Source organism: Actinomyces sp. ph3, assembly GCF_000308055.1.
Classification (GTDB): Bacteria; Actinomycetota; Actinomycetes; order Actinomycetales; family Actinomycetaceae; genus Pauljensenia.
Genome location: NZ_CAGY01000005.1, coordinates 38,278 through 59,349 on the forward strand (window position 1 = coordinate 38,278; position 21,072 = coordinate 59,349).

Consider the following 21,072-nt stretch of genomic DNA (forward strand, 5'->3'; position numbering starts at 1 on the left):
TTGAGAGTACTAGCGCTTCTCGACTTCATCCAAGCGAGTATTAACGTCTGAACCAACGCGGATCAATACGTTGAGGTCTTCATCAGAGATGTCGTCGCTAATGATGTCGCGCAGGAGTGCTCGCTCAGCCTGTTGGGCGGATGTGACGAGTTTCTTGCCTGCGTCGGTGATGGTGATTGTGCCGCCGCGACGATCGAATTCGTAGGGAGTACGAACGATGAGATTACGATCAGCCAGACGACGATAGGTGTGTGTCAGACGCGAAGGACTAAAAATGACCGATTGGGCAAGTTCTCCCATACGGATTCCGATTTTACCGGCTGAAGCGACCTCATCGAGGACGCGATATTCACCGAGTGAAAGTCCGAACTCGCGCTTGAGCGTTGCCTCCAGGGCCGCAGAAGCCCTAGTGATAGTAATGAAAAACTGTTCGATCTCGCGAGCCCGCTTTGCTTGGTTCATGTCCCTTCTCCGTTTTAGCCTTCATCCTTGAGGTTCTCTAACGAAAGGACAGTTTATAGGTTTTGATCAGGCCATACAACGCTTGAATCGAAAATGAGACGGGCAATTTTGAGGGTATAGAAAATTAATAGTTAATATCGAAAATGTGATAGCGTGGTTTCGAAAAGTGCATTACTCGATCGTAGAAATAAGAATTCTTATCTGCGATTGATGTGTTTTCGAAGGGTGAAAACTGTGCAGAAGAAAGTCGTTGTATTAGTTGACGACCGTGATGGCTCGGTCGCCAAGCAAACAATTTCATTCGCATTCAAAGGCGTATCGTATGAAATTGATCTTTCCGATCAGAATGCGGAGCAGTTTGAGCGTGACATGTCACCGTGGATTTCTGCAGCTCGTAGGGTAGGTGGGCGTCTTAATAGTCGCCGCGCAGCGCCGTGTGGAGATGTAGAAGCCAAGAGCGTTCGAGTGCGTCGTTGGGCTCGAGAAAAGGGAATCGAACTGAGCGATCGCGGCCGGATTCCCTCTGCCATTATTGAGCAGTTTGAGAAGGAAAACCGCTGATCTTGTTCTGAATTCCTTTGATATATATGCGGGGTATTTCTTGTTGAAATACCCCGCATATATATTTGTATTCAATACGTTTTGTATCGAGTGGTCAGTTTTCGTGACCTGTACCGGTTTAGATTGGTCTTGTATGCACTGAAATAGCTAAAACCGCAGGTCAGCTACGCAATGCCTGGAAGGCTCACTTCACCCGCAATGGATCGATTCATCCACTGTGCGAACTCTTCACCCTGCAAACCCTGAGAGAGTAAGAAGATCGTCTTCGCATACAAGGCCTCAAGCGTCATGTCATGCGCGCTAATCGCGCCCAAACGCGCCAGAGTGCTCCCGGCCTCGTAATGGCCCAAGACAACCTCGGCCTGGTGGCACTGCGAGGCAACGATCAAGGGAACCTCGGCCTCGCGCAGTTCCTGCAAAACATCCACAAAACCCGGGTCTGAAGCCGGAATATTCCCCACGCCGTATGCGCGGATGATAACGGCCTCGGGCAGGGGAGTGAACATGGAACGTAAACGCGCGGCGCTCAGGCCGGGAACAATGTCGACAACGGCAACATCGTGGCGAGCGTAAGGCGCAGGATTAGCCCAACCCTCACCGGCCTCGACACTGTGATACCAACGCCAAGGGGCACCTGTACGTGCGATCGGCAATGTCGAAGGTGAGTCAAAGCCAGCGAAGGCCCACGATGAGGTCTTCGTTGAACGATTTCCTGCAAGCAACATATGACCAAAGAACAAAGTCACGCCGCTCACCTGAGAACTTCCGGCAGCGCGCAAAGCGCCCGTCACATTCGCGGAGGCGTCGGTTCCGACAACGCCTAGCGGATACTGAGAACCCGTTAAAACAATGGGCTTCGTGAAATCAGCCAGCGCGTATGACAGTGCCGCAGCGCTATAAGCCATGGTGTCGGTCCCGTGGAGCACCAAGAAAGCATCGGCTTCATCGCCGTGAGCGCGAATATCGTCGATGATCATCTGCCAGTGGATCGGTGTCGTTTCCGAAGAGTCGACCAGCGGCGAGAGCTGAGACATCGACACGTGTCCCGTGAGCTCGATTCCGTCGAATTGAGCGTTGAGCCATGACGCCATATCGGCGCCCGGTCGCAGACCGTCAGGAGAATCAACCATCCCGATTGTCCCGCCTGCATACGTCACATGAATCCTCATAGTGCGTCCTCTTCCATCATTGGATAGCGAAAAAGAAACGAGAGCAGAGGGGTGGTTATTCGCCTAACTGGCGCGGGGCCTCGTCATTTGAAGAAAATTTACCCCGAATTGCATACCAACCACAAACCATCGCCACGACTACTACTCCGAAGAGCGTGAGAGTCCAACGGCCATTGGGGCTGGTGACATTTGAAGCAACGACAATCGCAAAGAAAGCCAGCGAGATGTAGTTCGTGAAAGGTGCTCCAGGCATGCGGTATGAGGGGCGCTCCTCCTCGCCGGCCCGCACGCGCTTGAGGAATGCCAGGTGGGTAATGAGGACCATCGCCCAGGTTCCCGCAATGCCGATTCCAGCAAGACTCATGACGATTTCGAAAGCATCATCGGGGAGGAATGCGTTGAGCAGTACCCCCAGCAGCCCCAGCGAGGCGGTAATGATAATTCCGCCGTAGGGGACGTGGTGCTTATTAAGTCTCGAGGCGAAACTGGGTGCTTCGCCTGAAACGGCCATTGAGCGCAGGGTTCGACCCGTCGCGTAGAGGCCTGCGTTGAGCGAGGAGAGCGCTGCAGTGAGAACGACAACCTGGACGATGTCGCCGGCATGAGGAATTCCGAGCGAAGCGAAGAAGGTGGTGAAGGGAGATTCGTCGGAGGAGTAAACGGTGTAGGGCAGGGCTAAGGCCATAAGAGTGACGGTGCCGACGTAGAAGAAGAAAATTCGAAGGGCCATCGAGTTGATTGCCTTAGGAAGTACCTTCTGTGCGTCTTTCGCTTCACCGGCAGCAACGCCCACCATTTCCGTGCCACCAAAAGCGAAGACAACGCCCAGAGTTAGCGCGAAGATCGGTGCGATGCCCTGTGGCAGTAGGCCGCCATTTTCGGCGATGTTGTGGACGCCAGCGGTATGGTCGCCCATCTGGGCCTGGGTGATGATCGCCCAAATGGCAAGCGCCATAAAGATCAAAATCGTTGCAACTTTGATGAGGGCAAACCAGAATTCGGCTTCACCAAAGGCTTTTACCGACAGCATGTTGAGGCAGAAAACCAGGACAAGAGCGATCAGGGCGATCACCCAACGCGGGATCCATGCGAAGAGATTCCAGTAGTGCATGTAGACGCCGACCGCCGTGATATCAGCCATCACCGTCACTGCCCAGTCAAGGAAGAAGAACCAGCCGGTGATGAAGGCGCCGCGCCTGCCAAGAAATTCACGTGCGTAAGAGACGAAGGCTCCCGAGGAGGGGCGGCGGATTGCGAGCTCACCGAGTGCACGGACCATGAGGAAGGCGAAAACTCCACACACCGCGTAGGCGAGAGCAAGGAGCGGGCCTCCCTGCGCAAGGCGTCCGCCTGCACCGAGGAAGAGGCCGGTACCAATCGATCCGCCGATTGCAATCATCTGCAGGTGGCGGTTTTTGAGGGCCTTATCGTAGCCTGCATCGCCCTGATCTGCGGGGTGAGTTCCGCGTGTAATTTCGGGGTTGATCGAGGCCTCGGTAGTGGACTGGTGAGTAGACATGTGTACCTTCCATCTGGTTGGTCACTGGCTGTGGGGTAGAAGTTGATGTCAGGGGAATCGACTGGTTCGGGGGGCTAAGTCGAAATTAAAGAGTCGAAATTAAGCGAAAAAAAGCTGGGGTAGCGATGTACCCCAGCTTCCTTGCTGCAAGAAATTCAGTACCTTATCAGTCTTCTGAGACGGAATTACCCGTACCGGAATCGCTGATGTCGGGGTCACCTGAAGTGTAGTGTACGACGTTCTGGGAACCCGTAAAAGTAATCTTCTTTGCGGATTCCAGGTTGACAGAGTTGTTTGATCCGTCGATGACCAGACTCGTCAGCGCGTGTGTGGAGGTGAGCTTCACATTGGACGACTGAATGTGTACGTTCTCGACATCAGCCGGGACGGCAACAACGGTGTTGGAATCGGAGACTGTGAAAGTCTTTCCTGTTGTGCCCTTGGCAAGGTTCTGGGCCTGATCAGCGGCTTTGGATGCTCCCGCACTCGCGTAGCTAGCAGCTGAAGAAGCGGCGGCTTTGCCCTGCTCGGCGGCATCGGAGGCGACGCTTTGTGCGGTCGCCTTTGCTGCACTTGCAACATCTGAAGGGGATTGGTTGATCGTCTGGCTACAAGCTGCAATACCCATAGTCGCGGCGAGTCCCAGAGTGGCGAAGAGGGCCAGTGTAGTGCGTGATGAAGTCGTGCGGGTCATTGATCAATCTTTCTTGTGGAAGGAAAGTGAAGTGGCTGGAGCGCACGGAAAAGGTGTGCCCCAGCCACTTACTGTCAGAATGCGGGAATGAAGATCTCCACGCGGCGGTTTGCCTGGCGGCCGGCCGGGTTATCTGAACCATCGGAGTTCGTGTTGGGTGCAACCGGCTTGCTTTCGCCGAAGCCCTGAGAATCCAAGGTTGTAGTGACGCCGTCCTTCTTCAGTTCGTTGACGACTGCGGTAGCGCGTTCCTCAGACAGGGTTTGGTTGGAAGCGTCGTCGCCAATCGAATCGGTGTGGCCGTACACGTGTGCAGCCGGAACCTTCGCATTCGTGAGGACCTCAGCAAGCTTCTTCAGGGTTGCTGCTGCCTCGGGACGAATGTCGGACTTGCCGAAGTCGAAGAGGACGCCGTCCTCCAGGGTGATGGTCGTGCCGCAGCTCTCGACGGGCTTGAGGCTATCGACCTTGGGGAACTTACCAACCTTGCCAACGATCGGGGCCTTGTCAGCCTTCACCTGCTGGCCGTTCACCATTGCGGTGCCATCGCCGTTGTTGATGATGTTCAAGTTCGGGCCGTTGTAGACGCCGCCGCCCTTGCCATCAAGGTTGTAGTTCACTGAAGTCTTGGTATTGCTGTAGTTACCGGAACCGTCGGGGCCAACAACGATGGTTTCGCCGGTCTCGGAGTTGTTGTAGGTGCCGGAACCGTCAGGACTGATCGTGATGTTCAGGGTGCTTGAGGTGTAGGTACCGGAGCCGTCTGCGCTGATCGTGATGTTCAGCCCGTTGGATGAATCGCTGTAGACGCCGCCGCCCGTGCCATCGACAACGATGCTCACAGGGCCTTCGTTAATAACGCCGGATCCGTCACCACCGTTGACGACCTGCTTGTCGCCGTTACTGGAGACACCTGATCCATCGCCGCCAAGGACGGTGTTTCCACCGTTGGTCACCAAGCCGGAACCGTCACACACAGCGGGGGCGACGGTTACGCCGGGAACAGAGGAAATCTTAGAGGTCGCGTCAATGACAGCCTTGTCAGCATTTGAGGCGAATACGCCGATTGGCGGAACTTTGAAAAGCGGAACCGGCGGAATTTCGCCGGGCTTGTAGCCTGCGACAGCGGGAACCGCGGAGGTGGCTGAAGCCGTTGCCTCGGGGGTTGCCTCGCTCGTCGAGGAGGTCGATGTGGAAGGCGCGCTCTGAGAGCATGCACTCAGTGAAATGAGCGCGGCCAAGGTGGACAATGCGGTCGCCGTACGGAAAAAGTGGCGCTTTGATGTTGTGTCACTCATGCGCAAAGTTTAAAAGGATCATGCTGGACGCTTGCTGGGCGGCCCCTCCTGAGTCACTGATCGAAGTTGATCTGGTTGCGGTTTCGCCGAAGCCAATCGGCAAGTTCCCGAAGTATGAGATGACCACTGAGATGCTGTTTGTGAGCTCATGTGCTGGTGGTGGACAGGGAGCGTGCAAGACGCCGCTGTTTTCCTTTTCATCCCCGGGATGCAGGGGAATAATGCGGGATACGTGACGCAGGTCCCGTGACACATATGCGAAAAGAATGAAAGAATATGTGCATGACCTACAAACTGGTGCTGCTCCGCCACGGCGAGAGCGAATGGAATGCAAAGAACCTCTTCACCGGTTGGGTGGATGTTCCGCTGTCGGACAAGGGCCGCGCGGAAGCAACCCACGGTGGTGAGCTCCTTAAGGAATCCGGTGTTCTGCCGGACCTCCTGTTCACGTCGATGCTGCGTCGTGCGATTATGACCGCGAACCTGGCACTTGACGCTGCTGATCGTCACTGGATCCCTGTTGAGCGCAACTGGCGCCTCAATGAGCGTCACTACGGTGCGCTCCAGGGCAAGAACAAGAAGGAAATCCGCGACGAGTACGGCGAAGAGCAGTTCATGCTGTGGCGCCGTTCCTTCGATGTGGCTCCGCCCGCAATCGAAGCAGGTTCTGAGTTCTCGCAGGATCAGGATCCCCGCTACGTCGGTGAACCCGTTCCCATGAGCGAGTGCCTCAAGGACGTCATCGCCCGTCTGCTCCCTTACTGGGATGAGACCATCGTTCCTGCGATCAAGACCGGCAAGACCGTCATGATCGCCGCGCACGGTAACTCGCTGCGTGCGATCGTCAAGCACCTCGATGAGATCTCCGATGAGGACATCGCCGGAGTTAACATCCCCACCGGCATTCCGCTGGTGTACGAGCTTGACGAGGAAACCCTCAAGCCCATCAAGAAGGGCGGCACCTACCTGGACCCCGAGGCCGAGGCGAAGATCGCTGCGGTCGCCAACCAAGGTAAGTAATTTCTGCAATAAACGCGGCGGTTTCGAATTTCGGGACCGCCGCGTTTGTGTTACGCGCGTCCTTGCACAGCTGTTCACCATTCAAAGGCGCAGAAAGTGCGTGAACTGATAGAATATAGACCGCAGTTCAGCTGAAGCGCAGGAGTTTCTTCTATGTCATTTGAGATCGGTCAGACCGTTGTTTATCCTCACCACGGCGCCGCGAAGATTGAGGAAATTTCCACCCGCGTTATTCGCGGCGAAGAGAAGACGTACTTGACTCTGCGCGTAAGCCAGGGTGACCTCACCATTCAGGTACCCGCTGAAAACGTTGATCTTGTCGGCGTGCGCGACGTTGTTGACGAAGACGGTTTAGAAACGGTGCTCTCGGTTTTGCGCGCTCCCTACATTGAAGAGCCCACAAACTGGTCGCGTCGTTTCAAAGCCAACCAAGAGAAGATCGCGACGGGCGATATCGTCAAGGTTGCTGAGGTTGTTCGAGATCTTACTCGCCGTGATGATCAGAAGAAGCTCTCCACCGGAGAGAAGCGCATGCTGACGAAGGCGCGCCAGATTCTCAGCTCTGAACTTGCACTTGCTCGCGATATCGATAAGACCGCTGCGGCTGCACGCCTCGACGAGGTCTTGGCTGAGGGCTACGATGAGTCCCTCGCAATCGCGGATGATCTCCCGGAAGAAGACACGGAACAAGAGTGACCTCAACATCCCCGGCTCAGGTTTTCGCGGTCATCACTGCGGCCGGATCGGGTACGCGTTTGGGCTCAGATCGCCCGAAAGCTTTGGTTGACCTCGATGGAATGCCTTTGGTTGAGCACGCGCTTAGGAACCTTCATTCCGGTGGCGTTGATTGTGCTGTTGTGACAGCGCCTCCAGATCGTTTTGATGAATTCCAAGCACTTCTTGATACTGCTGAATTTCGCGATATTGTGCGCGTTGTTCCCGGTTCGCCCCTGTCCAGACAGGCTTCCGTCGCGGCTGGACTCGAGGCGCTTGCCCAGACGATGGACACTCTGAATGATGACAGCCCCGTCTTGATTCACGATGCAGCCCGCCCTTTGGTCTCCCCTCAGCTGGTTTCTCGCGTGATCGCGGCTCTTCGTGCGGGTGAGCAGGCGGTGATCCCTGGCCTTGCGGTGGCGGATACGCTGAAGAGCTTCCGTGAAGTTCCCGAGGCCTCGGCAGGGCAAGCGCAGGACGCCCGCTATGTTGACGCGACAGTTGACCGCGCGGGTTTGGTTGCCGTTCAGACTCCGCAGGGTTTCCCCTGGAAAGTGATCCGTGAGCTGCATCGGCGTGCCACGGCCTCGGCGAATAGCGAAGCCACAGCGCTTACTGATGATGCCGGGCTTGCTCAGCAGGCGGGAATTCCCGTCCGTATTGTTGCCGGTGAAGGTCGAGCATTGAAGATTACAACGCCAATCGATCTGGTTTTTGCGCGCGCAATCATTGCTGAAGACGCTTGGGCGTGACGACCCTTACTTGTATTTTTTCTTTTTCCTTGCTTCTCCGTGATAGTTTCACTGGTAGGCCTACGGTGGTAGGCATATAAGGAGTGAACATGAGTGAATCGACGACCCCCCAATCGGTGGCACCTTCGGAGAAGAAGAAAACATCGATTCTGACGAAGCCGGTCATTGAATGGGCTTTGTGGGACTGGGGTTCGGCAGCATTCAATGCTGTTGCAACGACTTTCGTCTTCTCGGTCTACCTGACCAGCGATGGGACTTTCACCGATAAGGGAACCGCTAGTGATTACCTTTCGTGGGGTCTTTTTGCTGCAGGCATCATCATTGCGCTTCTCGCACCGATTACCGGTCAACGCGCTGATCGCCGCGGAAAAGGCGGTCTTGCCCTGACAGTGTTCACGATCTTGGTCGTTATTTGTCTGGCGCTGATGTTCTTTGTCTCTCCGGAAGGACCTTTGGGACCGCGCGGAGGCCTCTTCCTTGGCATTACGCTTTTGGGCATTGGCAATATTTTCTTCGAATTTGCATCGGTCAATTACAACGCGATGCTTAACCACCTCTCAACCAAAGAGAACATGGGTCGTATTTCCGGTCTGGGATGGGGATCGGGCTACGTCGGCGGCATTGTTTTGCTGCTGATTCTCTACGTTGGGCTGATCAGTCCCGAGGTCGGATGGTTTGGCATTACCCACGCGAATGGATTGCACATTCGCGTCTCGATGGTGATTGCTGCAGCGTGGATGCTGTTGTCTGCACTGCCTTTGATGCTTCACCCCGTCAAGCCTCGGCATATTGACGAGCACCACGGTGAGCATGAAACTCTGTGGGATTCTTACCGAAAGCTCTGGAGCACGGTGAAGTCCTTGGCGAAGGAATCGCCGCACACCCTGTTTTTCCTTGCCGCCTCTGCAGTGTTTAGGGATGGTCTTGCGGGTGTATTTACCTTCGGTGCGATCCTTGCGGGAACTGCTTTTGGCTTCTCCTCGGGCGAAGTGATTATCTTTGCGATTGCGGCCAATGTTGTCGCAGGAATCGCCACTATCGCCATGGGTGCCTTGGACGACATCATCGGACCGAAGCGCCTCATTGTGATCTCGCTGAGCTGCATGGTGATTGCAGGCATGAGCGTCTTCTTCTTGCACAATGGCGGAAAGATTATTTTCTGGACTTTCGGTCTTGCCCTCTGTGTTTTCGTCGGCCCGACTCAGTCTGCATCGCGATCTTTCCTTGGACGCATGATCCCCGAGGGGCGTGAAGGTGAGGTCTTCGGGTTGTATGCGACGACCGGTCGCGCGGTGTCCTTCCTTGCGCCAGCAATGTACGGCATCTTCTTGGCGTTTGGTCGCAATTGGACGCCTGCCGGTGCGGACTACACCTACTGGGGAATCCTTGGCATCATCTTGATCCTTGCCTTGGGATTGGTGATGACTCTCTTCGTTCACCCGGCAAAGGCAAAGATTCTCTGAAGTAGCTCTACAGCACGCACAAGGGGTCCTCAGTCGTCCGCCTTGTTTTTACGCGTGCAGCCAGCCTGAGTTTCGCTTACTTTCGATAGATCAGAGCCGTAGCGCTTGCAGCGATACCTTCACCCCTGCCAGTGAACCCGAGGCCGTCAGTTGTTGTTGCCGAAACAGAGACGGGGGCCCCAAGAATCTGGCTCATCGCCTGCGAGGCTTCTTCGAGGCGTTTCATCATGCGCGGACGCTTCGCAATGACTTGAACCGTGACGTTCCCAATGAACCAACCGGCATCTGCCAGCATTCGGCGGACTTCTTCAAGAAATGCTTTCCCCGACGCGCCCGCCCATTCGGGGCGATCGGTTCCAAAGTTTGTTCCCAGATCTCCCAGTCCCGCGGCGGCCAAGAGTGCGTCGCAGGTGGCATGAGCGGCAGCGTCGCCATCCGAATGCCCTTCAAGAGGGACTTCTCCCGGCCATTCAAGGCATGCAAGCCACAGCGTTTTCTCTCCGTAGTCTGACTGCGGATCTGCAAATGCATGGACATCAATTGCTTGCCCAACCCGGTAGGGGAAAGGAAGCGAAGACATTTCACTCATGCCAGTAGCCTAAATCGCCTGGCGGGCATTTGCGTCCACTTTCTGGCTCCCGCCTCAAAGCGTCTCAGATGAAACGATTCATCCTTCCCCGGCCATCCGCTCACGGTAGGGTGAGAGCGTGCGTTACATTTCGACCAGAGATCCCCAGGCCGCTTCCGCCTCCTTCTGCGATATTTTGCTCGCAGGTCTTGCGCCGGACGGCGGGCTCTACCTGCCCGAAACATACCCTCAACTCAGCGCTGAGCAGCTGAATCGTTGGCAGGATGTGCTTATTCAGCACGGCTACGCCGCGCTTGCCGCTGAGGTACTGTCGCTCTTCATTGATGACATTCCGCGCGAGGATCTCGATGGTATCTGCGCTCGCGCCTACCGCACCCCCGTATTTTCGGACCCCGAAATCGTCCCGGTTACGTGTGTGAGCGCGGAAGAGAACCTCTGGCTTGCCCATCTTTCTAATGGCCCTACGGCCGCATTTAAAGACATGGCAATGCAGCTTCTTGGTGAGCTATTCGAATACGAGTTGGGACGACGCGGTGATTGGCTGACCATCGTTGGCGCAACCTCGGGTGACACCGGAAGCGCCGCAGAATACGCGCTCCGAGGCCGCTCAGGGCTCAGCGTCGTTATGCTCACCCCCGCCGGGCGCATGACGCCTTTCCAGCGCGCACAGATGTTCTCCCTCCTTGACGACAACATCGTCAATGTCGCAGTCGACGGCGTCTTTGATGACTGTCAAGATCTTGTTAAAGCCGTCAACATCGATGCCAACTTCAAACAGCAGTGGCATATCGGTGCGGTTAACTCCATCAACTGGGCCCGTTTGCTTGCGCAGGTTGTGTATTACATTGCCTCCTGGCTGCGAATTCGCCTTCAGACAGGCAAGGCTGACCTGCGCCTCAATGTCGTCGTCCCCAGTGGTAATTTCGGCAATATCTGCGCCGCGCATATTGCCCGCCAGATGGGGCTTCCGCTTGAGTCTCTGGTTGTTGCGACAAACGAAAATAACGTTCTTGAGGAGTTCTTCCGAACGGGCGTATACCGGGTTCGAAGCAGTGAAGATACTCTTGCGACCTCCTCGCCTTCGATGGATATTTCGAAGGCCTCGAACTTCGAACGCTTTATTTTTGATCTCCTTGGGCGGGACTCGGCTCGCACGCGCGATCTTTTCAACCAGGTTGCCACTCAGGGGTATTTCGACCTTTCTCAAACCGAAGAATTCGCAAAACTTCAGCAGAACTTCGGCTTCTACGCGGCCTCGTCCACTCACGAAGATCGGCTGGCCCAAATTCGGCGCACCTGGGAGGAGTCGCACTACCTCTTGGATCCGCACACTGCCGATGGGGTGCAGGTTGCTCGCCAATTGCGCGGCAAACTTGATGGTCCCGTCGCGGTGATGGAGACTGCGCTTCCCGTGAAGTTCGAAGAAACCATTGCCGAGGCCGTTGGTTTCGTCCCACCGGTACCGCCCCGTTTTGCAGATATTGAAGGGCACGAGCAGAGGGTTGTTGAGTTACCTCGCGACGTTGATGCCTTGAAAGAGCTTATTCGGAGCAAGGTCAAGCCTGAGCGCTAATTTCTTTGTTACACGGTCCCGGAAGCCGAACCGGTCTCCAAATGAAGGTGGCACCCTTTACCATGAAGGTATGAGCCTTCACCTGTACGATTCGAAAACCGCACGCTTGCAGCCACTGAATCCAGTGGTGCCCGGACATGTGGGAATTTACCTGTGTGGTGCAACCGTTCAGGGTTCTCCGCACGTTGGACATTTGCGTTCTGCGGTTGCTTTCGATTCCTTGATTCGTTGGCTTAAGCGCAGCGGTCTTGAGGTGACCTACATCCGTAATGTCACGGATATTGATGACAAGATTCTTCGTAAGTCTGCAGAAGCCGGCGTTCCCTGGTGGGCATGGGCTCAGCGCTATGAGCGCGAATTTACTGAGGCCTATCACAAGCTCGGTGTGCTTGACCCGACCTATGAACCGCGTGCGACCGGGCATATCCCAGAGCAGATTGCTCTGATCCAGCGTTTGGTGGATCGTGGCCACGCATACAGCGACGGTGCAGGAAACGTCTACTTCTCGGTGGCCTCGCAAAAGGACTATGGCTCGCTGACTCACCAGCGCCTTGAAGACATGCGTACAACCGAAGACGAATCGCAGATTGATTCCGCGACCGAGGCCGGGAAGAAGGATCCGCGTGACTTTGCCCTGTGGAAGGCAGCAAAACCAGAGGAACCCGTAACCGCTTCGTGGGATTCGCCCTGGGGGAGGGGACGTCCAGGTTGGCACCTCGAATGCTCTGCGATGTCCTACCGCTACTTGGGTGAAACCTTCGATATTCACGGTGGCGGCATCGATTTGCGCTTCCCTCACCACGAAAATGAACAGGCGCAATCGCACGCTGCGGGATGGGATTTCGCGCAGTTGTGGGTCCATAACGCCTGGGTGACCACCAAGGGCGAAAAGATGTCGAAGTCTTTGGGAAATGTTCTTTCAATTGAGACTCTGACACAGGACTTCCCCGCGGCTGCAGTGCGTTGGGCACTTTCAACAGTGCATTACCGCAGTGCCATCGAGTGGGGACCCGACACTCTTCCGGATGCAAACGCTGCGTGGGAGAAGTTCTCAGCTTTCGTTACCCGATCAATCGAGACCGTTGGTGCAGCAAGCCCGGAAGAACTTCAGCTGACTCCAGCTGAGCTCCCCGAAGCCTTCACCAATGCCATGGATGATGATCTCAATGTTGCCGGCGCATTGGCAGCGGTTCATGAGCAGCTCAAACTGGGCAATATTGCCTTGGGTGAAGGGGATACTCAAGCGATTAAGCGCCAGCAGATCCTGGTCCGCTCCATGCTCGATGTGCTTGGGCTGGATCCGGCATCACCCCAGTGGGCAAATGCTGGGGCGGGGGTATCGGCCTCGGGAGAAGCGGCTGAGGACCCACAAAAGCATGCGCTTGACGTGCTTGTTGGGGCATTGCTTGAGCAGCGTGCTCAGGCGCGTGCTGACAAGGATTGGGCTACTGCCGATCAAATCCGTGATCGACTGGCCGAAGCTGGTGTTCAGGTTGCCGATGGAAAAGACGGAGCAACCTGGAGCCTTGGATAATTCGGCCGGTTCGCGGAGGTGACTAGCATGCGGTTGCGAAACCGATTAGCGCGCGCCCTAGCCGCCCCGATGCGTACCTGACACCGTATGCTTGTGTCAGTTCACGAAGAAACAAGGAGACACGATGGCTGGAAATGATGGACGTCGCGGCGCCGTAAGGAAGCCTGGTTCGAAGAAGGGCCCGAAGGTCGGCACCGGTGGCCACTCGCGCCGTCGCCTCGAAGGTAAGGGGCCAACCCCCAAGGCCGAAGACCGCACCTACCATCCCGCGTTTAAGCGTAAGAAAGCGCGTGAAGCTCGCGAGGCCCAGGAAGCAGCAATCGCACGCGCTCGCACGAAATCCTCCATCAAGATCGCCGAGGGACATGAACTCATCGCTGGTCGCAATCCCGTTGCCGAGGCCGCGCGTGCGGGAGTGCCCATCGAACGTGTTTTCGTCCTCGATAACGTTAAAGACGATCGCGTTGAGGAAGTTGTCCGCCTGGCCTCGGGACTGGGCGCACCCGTCTACGAAGTGACTCGTCGCGACCTCGATGTTGCCACCGATGGCGCAGTGCACCAAGGCGTTGCTATCGAAGTGCGCGGTTACGAATACCGCGATGTTGAGGACCTCATTGCGGACTCTTTGCAGCAGCTGGGTATTCCACTTTTGGTAGCTCTTGACCAGGTCACCGACCCGCATAACTTGGGTGCTGTTTTGCGTAGTTCCGGCGCATTCGGCGCTGACGGCGTGATCATTCCAGAGCGTCGCAGTGCGGGTGTAAATACCACTGCGTGGAAGGTCTCGGCCGGTGCCGCAGCTCGCGTGCCCGTCGCGCGCGCAACGAACCTAGTTCGTGCACTCGAGGACTGCAAGAAGGCCGGGTTCTTCGTCGTTGGCCTCGATGGCGGTGGCGATACTGAGCTGCGCGACCTGAAGCTGGCGGATGGACCGCTGGTCGTCGTCACGGGTGCTGAAGGCAATGGTCTTTCTCGCCTCGTTCGCCAGACCTGCGATCAAATCGTCTCAATTCCGATTGCTTCCTCGGTTGAATCGCTGAACGCAGCGGTAGCAACGGGAATTGCCCTGTACGAGGTCGATTCACTTCGTCGCGCTCGCGCAGAAAAGTAGTAAAAGTAGCGCTCATTGCGAATAATGCCCCCTGCCTGTGCAGGGGGCATTTCCTTAAATCTTGCCTTTGCGTCGGCGCTTGACATCCCTGCGGATGCAGTAGACATTCTGCGTCTCCAAGAAGTGATCTTTGGGCAGGTCGTCGGCGTAGAAATACGTTGCACCCCCGCGCAAGAGACCAGTGCTTTGGTATTCCTCTTCGAACTGGTGCAGTGTCACGTATAAAACATCGTTCAGAATCGAATCATTCTGCGAAATGATGTCGCTTGGGGTGCAGTACAGCTCAGTAAAGAACTCGCCCTCTGCGGATGCGCGGCGTGCGGCAACCACCAATCGGTTCATCCCGAGCATCGAGCGCTTGAGCTTTTGTGAAAACAAACGCGGCGCGAAATCTACCCAGTCAGACACTCCAGACCACATGAACTCTTTGAAGTCCGAGCCGATAATGATCTCGGTTCCCGTCCAGCCGTGAAGGGCAAGTTCTTCCCGATAGCCGGGAGTTTCCCCACGCGCGCCGAAACGATTCCAAAAATCAAGGCAGCGTCCCACAGCGTGCTCGGGTGATTCATTGACCGGGTACATCGCTGAATAGCGAGCGACCGACGTTGTAAGAAAACCGGGATGCTTATTGGGATCTCGGCGTTTAATGAAACCCATCCTTCACTCCTTCGCAGGGGTACTAGGTCAATCATGCCGTGAAAAATTCTCAATTCAAAAACGCTATGATCCATTCATGAGTCTTACAGCAGTCCTGATCATCGCAGCCGTCATTCTCTTTGGTGTAATCGGTGCCGTTGTCCAAGTTTGGCCGTCTTCGCCCTTCGTCGGCGGTGCGATTTTGGTGTGGGCATGGATGACCGGGACACGCAGCGCGTGGATCATTTTTGCTATTTCCGCTGCGATCTTGATTGTCGGAACAATCCTGAAGTACATCATCCCCGCCCGAGGAATGACCAAGGCAGGAATTCCCCAATCCACCCTGGTGTGGGGAGGTATCGGCGGTTTCGTCGGTTGGTTTATTGGCCTGCCTCTGGGGCTGATTCTGGGCATGATTGCTGCCATCTTCATTGTGGAATATCTGCGTAACCAGGACACTCAGAAGGCATGGAAGGCCACGGTCGTTGCACTCAAGGCTTTTGGCTGGACCATTGCGATTGAATTGATTGCCGCTCTGAGCGCCGCGACATTGTGGGTTGTCGGCCTGCTGCTCCAGAGTCCCGCTGCGGCCTAAGGAAGGACTGAGGAAAGCGCGGACGAACCGCGACCACTACTCAGCGGCCTCGCCCGGAAGGTCCCTCTCACCTCGCGCGCTCCTCGGCTAAACTTGAATCCGTTGCGCCCTGCGCACGCAACAACTTCATACCCGCAATGCATTGAAAAACGGAGAAAATATGCCCGCCGTCATCGTTCTCGGCGCCCAATGGGGCGACGAAGGCAAGGGAAAAGCTACCGACCAGCTGGGACAACACACCGATTACGTCGTTAAGTTCAACGGCGGTAACAATGCAGGTCACACGGTTGTTATCGACGGTGAAAAGTATGCGCTTCACCTACTTCCCGCGGGAATTCTCTCCGAGGGCGTCACCCCGATCATTGGCAATGGCGTCGTCGTCGACCTCGATGTTCTTTTCGAGGAACTTGCCGAGATCTCAGGCCGCGGCGTGGACTGCTCGCGACTGCTCATTTCGGCTAATGCACACATCATTCCCGCGTATAACCGCCTGATGGACCAGGCGAATGAGCGCGCTCGCGGCAACAATCAGATCGGCACGACAGGCCGCGGTATTGGTCCGACCTATGCCGATAAGATGAACCGCATTGGCATCCGAATTCAGGATCTTTTTCACCCCGAGGCCCTTCGCGCCAAGGTTGAGGCCGCACTGGCTCCCAAGAACACGATTTTTGAGGCCGTGGGCCTGCCGACCCTGGACCCCGCCGAAGTGAGCGATCACCTTCTCTCTTTCGCAGACCGCATTGAACCGATGATGTGCGATGTCTCCTTGGTCGTGAATGACGCTCTCGACCGCGGCGAAACCGTTCTTTTCGAGGGCGGTCAGGCGACCATGCTCGATATCGACCACGGAACCTACCCCTTCGTCACCTCCTCCAACCCGACCGCCGGTGGTGCTCTCGCGGGTGCGGGTGTTGGCCCGACTCGCATCGATTGCGTTGTTGGCGTGGCGAAGGCCTACACGACTCGAGTGGGCGAGGGGCCCTTCCCGACCGAACTTGATGATGAAGTCGGCGAGGATCTGCGCACGCGTGGTGGCGAGTTTGGCGTCACAACCGGCCGCCCGCGCCGTACCGGCTGGTTTGACGCCGTTGTCGTGCGCTATGCGGCACGCGTGAATGGACTGACCGATCTGTGCCTGACCAAGCTGGATGTCCTCACGGGTTACAAGGAAATTCCCGTGTGCGTGGGATATGAACTTGACGGCATTGTTGTTGATGAAATGCCGCCGGATCAGGTTGATTTCGCCCGCGCAGTCCCCGTTTATGAAATGGTTCCCGGCTGGAGCGAAGACATCACCGGATGCCGGAGTTTCGATGAACTTCCCGAGGCCGCGCAGGCCTACATCCTGCGCCTTGAGGAGCTAGTGGGCTGCCGCATTTCCTCGATTGGGGTTGGCCCTGGCCGCGAGGCGACCATTATCCGTTTCCCGCTGCTGGGGGAGTAACCCTCTGCACAGCGATTGATTTTTCGAGGCCGACGCCGCGTTCCCGTAGTGTGGGGCGCGGCGTTGGTGCATTTTGCGCATAAAAAAGCGCGCACCGAGCCGAAAGCGCCTGTCGGCGCGAAGGCCGCTCGTAGCGGCAGAGGTTGGAGCCCGGGGCTTAACAACTCGGTACGCACCACCGAGCATAGAACACAGCACTGGTCGACGCATTCCGTGCCGCTAAGGCCTCAATAGCAGCCATGTGGGACTATAGAGGAATGGAGCATCTTGAGCCTTCCCCTGCGAAACTGCCCTCGCGCCGCGAGCGCCAACGGCAACGCGCCGCAGCACAAGCGCAGGAAAGCGCTCAAAGTACGGGTGAAAAGCCTCTATCTTCAGGTCGTCACTCACATGAGCAAGATGAGTCTCATCGGACTGCGGCGTATGAAGCCAAGGAATATGACCCCACGCGTGAGCATGTGAGCACTCACACGGGGATTATTCGCATCCGACATGGGGTTCGACACGCTCCGGACACCACGCGCGTGCCCTATGCGATGAGCGAGAGCGAATCAATTAACCCAGCTCTTCGTCGAGGGCTTCATACCTCCGCACTCACTGTTGCAGCTCTTTCGCTTGCGACTTTCATCCTGTGGTTCACTCCGTGGGAATCATGGGCCTGCTCATTAGTCGTCGCACTGGCCTCGTGCCTGCTTGCCGCGGGCTGGCCATCTCTGACGAATACGAAGGTCACGGTTCCGGCCCAAGTGACCGTCGGCCTCGCCGGCTGCATCGCAGCTTTGGTTGTGACGATCAGCGCCGACTTGATGGCGGCCAGTGCGGTCATGGGCTTGGGAACGGTTGCGGTTGTCGCGGTGGAAGTCTTCACCGCCTCAACACCTCGCGATTACTCTTCCAGCGGCCACGGTTCTTGGGCGACGCGCTCAACGACGGCCTCGTTAATGAGTTCGCTCACTGCGCTGCTCGTTGTGGTTTCGGGATCCTCGTGGGTGACGCTTGCATCCTCGCAGGGCTGGAGGATTGCGGTTCCCATCGCCTGCGTGATTGTTTCGTGTACCGTCTGGGGCGATCAGATTGGAGCGGGTTTCCGTTCGCAATCCCTCGGGGCTCTGGGTGCGGCACTGCTTTCTGGCGTGATCGCTTCGGTAGCGGTGTGGAAACTGGGGCAAAGCGCGGATCTTAGTCCGATTGTTCTGCCCGGGCTTGCGGCCTATTCGGGACTGACAACCGCTGTTGCAATTCTGGGTATTTTTACTGGAATTGCAGTCGCCTTGGTCGTAATTGTTCTGGATGGTTTGATGGGCGATACCGAATGGGCGCGGCCGACGATGGGTGCGATTGCGCGGGGGAGCGCGAAGTTCCTCATGGCCTCGCTGCCGGTGTACATCATGTTCCGAATCGGTGGAATTTAACCCACACTCAGTTCGCAGATGAAGGTGTGGCCGCTTAGGCTGGAGTCATGTTCTCCATTCCAGAAAACCTGCCCCTAGAAATTGCTCCTTTGGCGTGGATGCTTGGCCCGTGGAAGGGCTGGGGAATGCTCAGCGTCAACGAAGGTGATGACCAGCCGATTTATGAAGAGGCTGAAGGCACGATTTGCGGAAAGCAGATGAAGCTCGTCACGCGAATCCACTCTGCAACTGCCTGCGAAAGTATCGATCCGATTTGGGATGCAGCTCGCGGTATTGCGGCGCTTGAAGTCGGTGACCTCATGCGTGAGGAAACTCTGTACGTCTCCTTGCTTCCCGGTTCCGGCGTACTGCCCGAACCCGGTCAGTATGAAACCCGCGAAATGGTTGCGCAGGGTGCTCAGAGTGACGGTTACAGCGCTCGCTGGGTTGGTCGTTCAATGGGACCGCGAATTCAGATGGAGACTGATCTGTTGATTCGCGACCCAGAAGCCGCAGAGTTTGAGCGTTTTTCGCGCATGTATGGCCTGGTTGCGGGCGAAATGCTCTGGGCGAATGAACGCCAGGGAAATGACCATGAAAGTCATGTTGAGCTTTCTGGGCGACTTATGCGCGTCGATGCCCTTGACGAAACTGAGCAGAAGGATGGCGAGTAAGTGACGCAGAGCGAAACGCAGTGGAAGTCTCCTCTGGCGACGCTTCCAGGCGCGGTCGCCCTTGAAGACGTAGAAGGCGATGTCGCTTTTGGCGTGACTGCTCACTACGGTGATCCCTCTGGGGAACAGTGGGCCCTAGAGGCAGGTCGAGCGATTACCGACCGTCCTGACCTTGCTGTTGTCGAAGTCTCTGGTCCTGATCGACTGACTTGGCTGACCTCAATTTCAAGCCAGGTTTTGACTGGCATCGCTCCCGGAGAATCACGCGAACTGCTGATCATGAACCCACAGGGGCATATCGAGCACGCATGCGGCGCCATTGATGATGGGCAGACTCTCTACCTCATCACCGAGGCCTCTGACGCCCAAGCGTTGGCTGATTGGCTCAACTCCATGCGTTTTGCGCTTCGTGTTGAAATTACGATTTCGCAGCGCTGGTGGTTGCTCGGAAGCATCGGGGACAGTGGAGTTTCTCAGTGCGATCAGGTCACGCTGACATGGAATGATCCTTGGCCGGGAATCGTCGATGGGGGAGCGGCGTATTACCAGGGGAAGCACCCGGGTGATTCTTTTTCCTTCCATATCCACCTTGTGCCCAGGGACCAAGCCCGCGAATTCTGGCGCGAATGGAGTGAAGGTGCGCCGAAGCGTCGGGCAGCGGGAATTGCAGCATGGGAAGCAACGCGGATTGCCGCGTGGCGCCCACGTCTGGGACATGAGACGGACGCGCGATCGATGCCGGCTGAACTGGACTGGTTGCGTACTGCGGTTCACACGAATAAGGGGTGCTACCGAGGACAAGAAGCTGTTGCTCGAATCTTGAACTTGGGGCGTCCTGCAAGGCGCCTGGTCTTCCTGCAATTGGATGGTTCCAGGGGAGATCTCCCAAATCCGGGACAATTTATCGAAGTGGGTGGACGCCGCGTGGGTGTGGTGACATCGGTCGCTCGCCATGCTGATATGGGGCCGATTGCTCTTGCCGTGGTTTCACGTGCGCTCTCGCCTGATGTCGTTCTGAACTTGGATGGGGTTGCAGCAGCGCAAGAACTTATTGTCCCGATTGAGGGGAAGTCCTCGGTGTCGCCGAAGGAACGACCTGGGGCAGAACTGCACAATCCAGATCTGCGCAGGCCTGATGTTCCCGCACTTGGCGGAAAATCAATCGGCGGACGGTAATGGACTTATCCGCGGAATAATCCGCGGACGAACTGGCGGACGGACCAGCGGACACAACACTTAGGAGCCAAGGAGCACGCTCATGCGTGGAATTTTGCAGCGCGTCACTCGCGCCTCGGTATCGGTTGATGGTGAGGTCATTGGCGAATGCCCGGGACCGGGAGCTCTTGTCCTTGTCGGCGTCACTCACGAGGACACCCTCGAGCAGGCAAAAACTCTTGCACGAAAGATTGCAGAATTGCGGATCTTTGAGGACGAGACGTCTATTCAGGATCGCGCAGAGGAAGCCAGTGTCCTGGTGGTTTCGCAATTTACGCTCTATGGAGATGTGCGTAAAGGTCGGCGTCCCTCGTGGTCGAAGGCAGCGCCGGGACCCGTTGCAGAGCCTTTGGTCGATACCGTTGTTGAGGAGCTGCGTAGCCGCGGAATCCACGTCGAGACCGGGCGTTTCGGCGCAATGATGTCCGTGGAACTAGTGAATGACGGCCCCTACACCCTGGTTATTGAGGTTTAGAGAATAGTCCAGATGCACATCTGGGAAGACGCGCTGTTTCGTCAAGGGGCGCTCGCGGAACTCGCGTCAACCAATTGCATCTGCCCTTGGTGAACAAACGCGCGCACGGCCTCGCTACCCCGTAGTGTGGGACTCAGTGAAAAGCAGGTCGCGTGCTTGAGACCGCGATCTGAACCA

At 56.6% G+C, this 21,072-nt stretch carries 21 protein-coding genes; 14 read left to right on the forward strand and 7 right to left on the reverse strand.

The window, feature by feature from the left end; translation table 11 throughout:
- Positions 1-9 precede the first annotated feature (9 nt).
- The gene (locus tag HGAS_RS05435; RefSeq protein ID WP_019126834.1) at positions 10-462 is read right to left on the reverse strand and encodes a MarR family winged helix-turn-helix transcriptional regulator; all 453 of its coding nucleotides are present in this window, start codon (positions 460-462) and stop codon (positions 10-12) included.
- A 234-nt stretch (positions 463-696) separates the two neighbouring features.
- On the opposite strand from HGAS_RS05435, the gene HGAS_RS05440 reads away from it, so the two are divergent.
- The gene (locus HGAS_RS05440; protein WP_019126835.1) at positions 697-1,023 is read left to right on the forward strand and encodes a histone-like nucleoid-structuring protein Lsr2; all 327 of its coding nucleotides are present in this window, start codon (positions 697-699) and stop codon (positions 1,021-1,023) included.
- Positions 1,024-1,187: 164 nt separating this feature from the next.
- Here the strand turns inward: HGAS_RS05440 and HGAS_RS05445 are convergent, their stop codons facing one another.
- The 4 genes from HGAS_RS05445 to HGAS_RS05460 form a co-directional block, all read right to left on the reverse strand.
- On the reverse strand, positions 1,188-2,192 hold the full coding sequence (locus tag HGAS_RS05445) for an asparaginase (protein WP_026066666.1): 1,005 nt from the start codon (positions 2,190-2,192) through the stop codon (positions 1,188-1,190).
- A gap of 55 nt (positions 2,193-2,247) precedes the next feature.
- Positions 2,248-3,711, reverse strand: a complete 1,464-nt coding sequence (locus HGAS_RS05450; RefSeq protein WP_019126837.1) for an amino acid permease — start codon at positions 3,709-3,711, stop codon at positions 2,248-2,250.
- 166 nt (positions 3,712-3,877) lie between these two features.
- A complete protein-coding gene (locus HGAS_RS05455) occupies positions 3,878-4,405 on the reverse strand; it encodes a DUF3060 domain-containing protein (RefSeq protein WP_019126838.1) in 528 nt (175 codons plus the stop codon).
- Positions 4,406-4,479: 74 nt separating this feature from the next.
- Positions 4,480-5,703: an OmpA family protein gene (locus HGAS_RS05460; protein WP_019126839.1), complete on the reverse strand. Its 1,224-nt coding sequence runs from the start codon at positions 5,701-5,703 to the stop codon at positions 4,480-4,482.
- 282 nt (positions 5,704-5,985) lie between these two features.
- Here HGAS_RS05460 and HGAS_RS05470 point away from each other — a divergent pair, with 282 nt between their 5' ends.
- The 4 genes from HGAS_RS05470 to HGAS_RS05485 all read left to right on the forward strand — a co-directional run bounded on the left by HGAS_RS05470 (position 5,986) and on the right by HGAS_RS05485 (position 9,655).
- Complete coding sequence (locus HGAS_RS05470) at positions 5,986-6,723, forward strand: phosphoglyceromutase (protein ID WP_026066668.1); 738 nt, start codon at positions 5,986-5,988, stop codon at positions 6,721-6,723.
- A 153-nt stretch (positions 6,724-6,876) separates the two neighbouring features.
- Positions 6,877-7,419 (forward strand): CarD family transcriptional regulator, encoded by a 543-nt coding sequence (locus tag HGAS_RS05475; RefSeq protein ID WP_009408452.1) that lies wholly within the window; start codon positions 6,877-6,879, stop codon positions 7,417-7,419.
- A complete protein-coding gene (ispD, locus tag HGAS_RS05480) occupies positions 7,416-8,192 on the forward strand; it encodes a 2-C-methyl-D-erythritol 4-phosphate cytidylyltransferase (RefSeq protein ID WP_019126842.1) in 777 nt (258 codons plus the stop codon). The genes HGAS_RS05475 and ispD overlap by 4 nt, the downstream gene beginning before the upstream one ends.
- A gap of 89 nt (positions 8,193-8,281) precedes the next feature.
- A complete protein-coding gene (locus tag HGAS_RS05485; protein WP_019126843.1) occupies positions 8,282-9,655 on the forward strand; it encodes an MFS transporter in 1,374 nt (457 codons plus the stop codon).
- 76 nt (positions 9,656-9,731) lie between these two features.
- On the opposite strand, the gene ispF is transcribed toward HGAS_RS05485, so the two are convergent.
- Positions 9,732-10,235: a 2-C-methyl-D-erythritol 2,4-cyclodiphosphate synthase gene (gene ispF / locus HGAS_RS05490; RefSeq protein WP_019126844.1), complete on the reverse strand. Its 504-nt coding sequence runs from the start codon at positions 10,233-10,235 to the stop codon at positions 9,732-9,734.
- Between the two features lie 127 nt (positions 10,236-10,362).
- Between ispF and thrC the strand changes: the two genes are divergently transcribed.
- The 3 genes from thrC (at position 10,363) to rlmB (ending at position 14,462) form a co-directional block, all read left to right on the forward strand.
- Complete coding sequence (thrC, locus tag HGAS_RS05495) at positions 10,363-11,817, forward strand: threonine synthase (RefSeq protein WP_019126845.1); 1,455 nt, start codon at positions 10,363-10,365, stop codon at positions 11,815-11,817.
- A 70-nt stretch (positions 11,818-11,887) separates the two neighbouring features.
- Positions 11,888-13,351: a cysteine--tRNA ligase gene (gene cysS / locus HGAS_RS05500; RefSeq protein ID WP_019126846.1), complete on the forward strand. Its 1,464-nt coding sequence runs from the start codon at positions 11,888-11,890 to the stop codon at positions 13,349-13,351.
- A gap of 124 nt (positions 13,352-13,475) precedes the next feature.
- The gene (gene rlmB / locus HGAS_RS05505; protein ID WP_019126847.1) at positions 13,476-14,462 is read left to right on the forward strand and encodes a 23S rRNA (guanosine(2251)-2'-O)-methyltransferase RlmB; all 987 of its coding nucleotides are present in this window, start codon (positions 13,476-13,478) and stop codon (positions 14,460-14,462) included.
- A gap of 54 nt (positions 14,463-14,516) precedes the next feature.
- Here rlmB and HGAS_RS05510 read toward each other — a convergent pair whose 3' ends face one another.
- Complete coding sequence (locus tag HGAS_RS05510) at positions 14,517-15,119, reverse strand: hypothetical protein (RefSeq protein ID WP_019126848.1); 603 nt, start codon at positions 15,117-15,119, stop codon at positions 14,517-14,519.
- A gap of 76 nt (positions 15,120-15,195) precedes the next feature.
- Between HGAS_RS05510 and HGAS_RS05515 the strand changes: the two genes are divergently transcribed.
- The 6 genes from HGAS_RS05515 to dtd all read left to right on the forward strand — a co-directional run bounded on the left by HGAS_RS05515 (position 15,196) and on the right by dtd (position 20,895).
- A complete protein-coding gene (locus tag HGAS_RS05515) occupies positions 15,196-15,693 on the forward strand; it encodes a DUF456 domain-containing protein (RefSeq protein WP_019126849.1) in 498 nt (165 codons plus the stop codon).
- Between the two features lie 160 nt (positions 15,694-15,853).
- A complete protein-coding gene (locus tag HGAS_RS05520) occupies positions 15,854-17,140 on the forward strand; it encodes an adenylosuccinate synthase (RefSeq protein WP_019126850.1) in 1,287 nt (428 codons plus the stop codon).
- A gap of 257 nt (positions 17,141-17,397) precedes the next feature.
- Entirely contained in the window at positions 17,398-18,552 is a 1,155-nt protein-coding gene (locus HGAS_RS08905; protein ID WP_019126851.1) for a hypothetical protein, read from the forward strand.
- A 47-nt stretch (positions 18,553-18,599) separates the two neighbouring features.
- Positions 18,600-19,205, forward strand: a complete 606-nt coding sequence (locus tag HGAS_RS05530; RefSeq protein WP_019126852.1) for an FABP family protein — start codon at positions 18,600-18,602, stop codon at positions 19,203-19,205.
- A complete protein-coding gene (locus HGAS_RS05535) occupies positions 19,206-20,381 on the forward strand; it encodes a YgfZ/GcvT domain-containing protein (RefSeq protein WP_019126853.1) in 1,176 nt (391 codons plus the stop codon).
- An 82-nt stretch (positions 20,382-20,463) separates the two neighbouring features.
- On the forward strand, positions 20,464-20,895 hold the full coding sequence (gene dtd, locus HGAS_RS05540) for a D-aminoacyl-tRNA deacylase (RefSeq protein ID WP_019126854.1): 432 nt from the start codon (positions 20,464-20,466) through the stop codon (positions 20,893-20,895).
- Positions 20,896-21,072 lie beyond the last annotated feature (177 nt).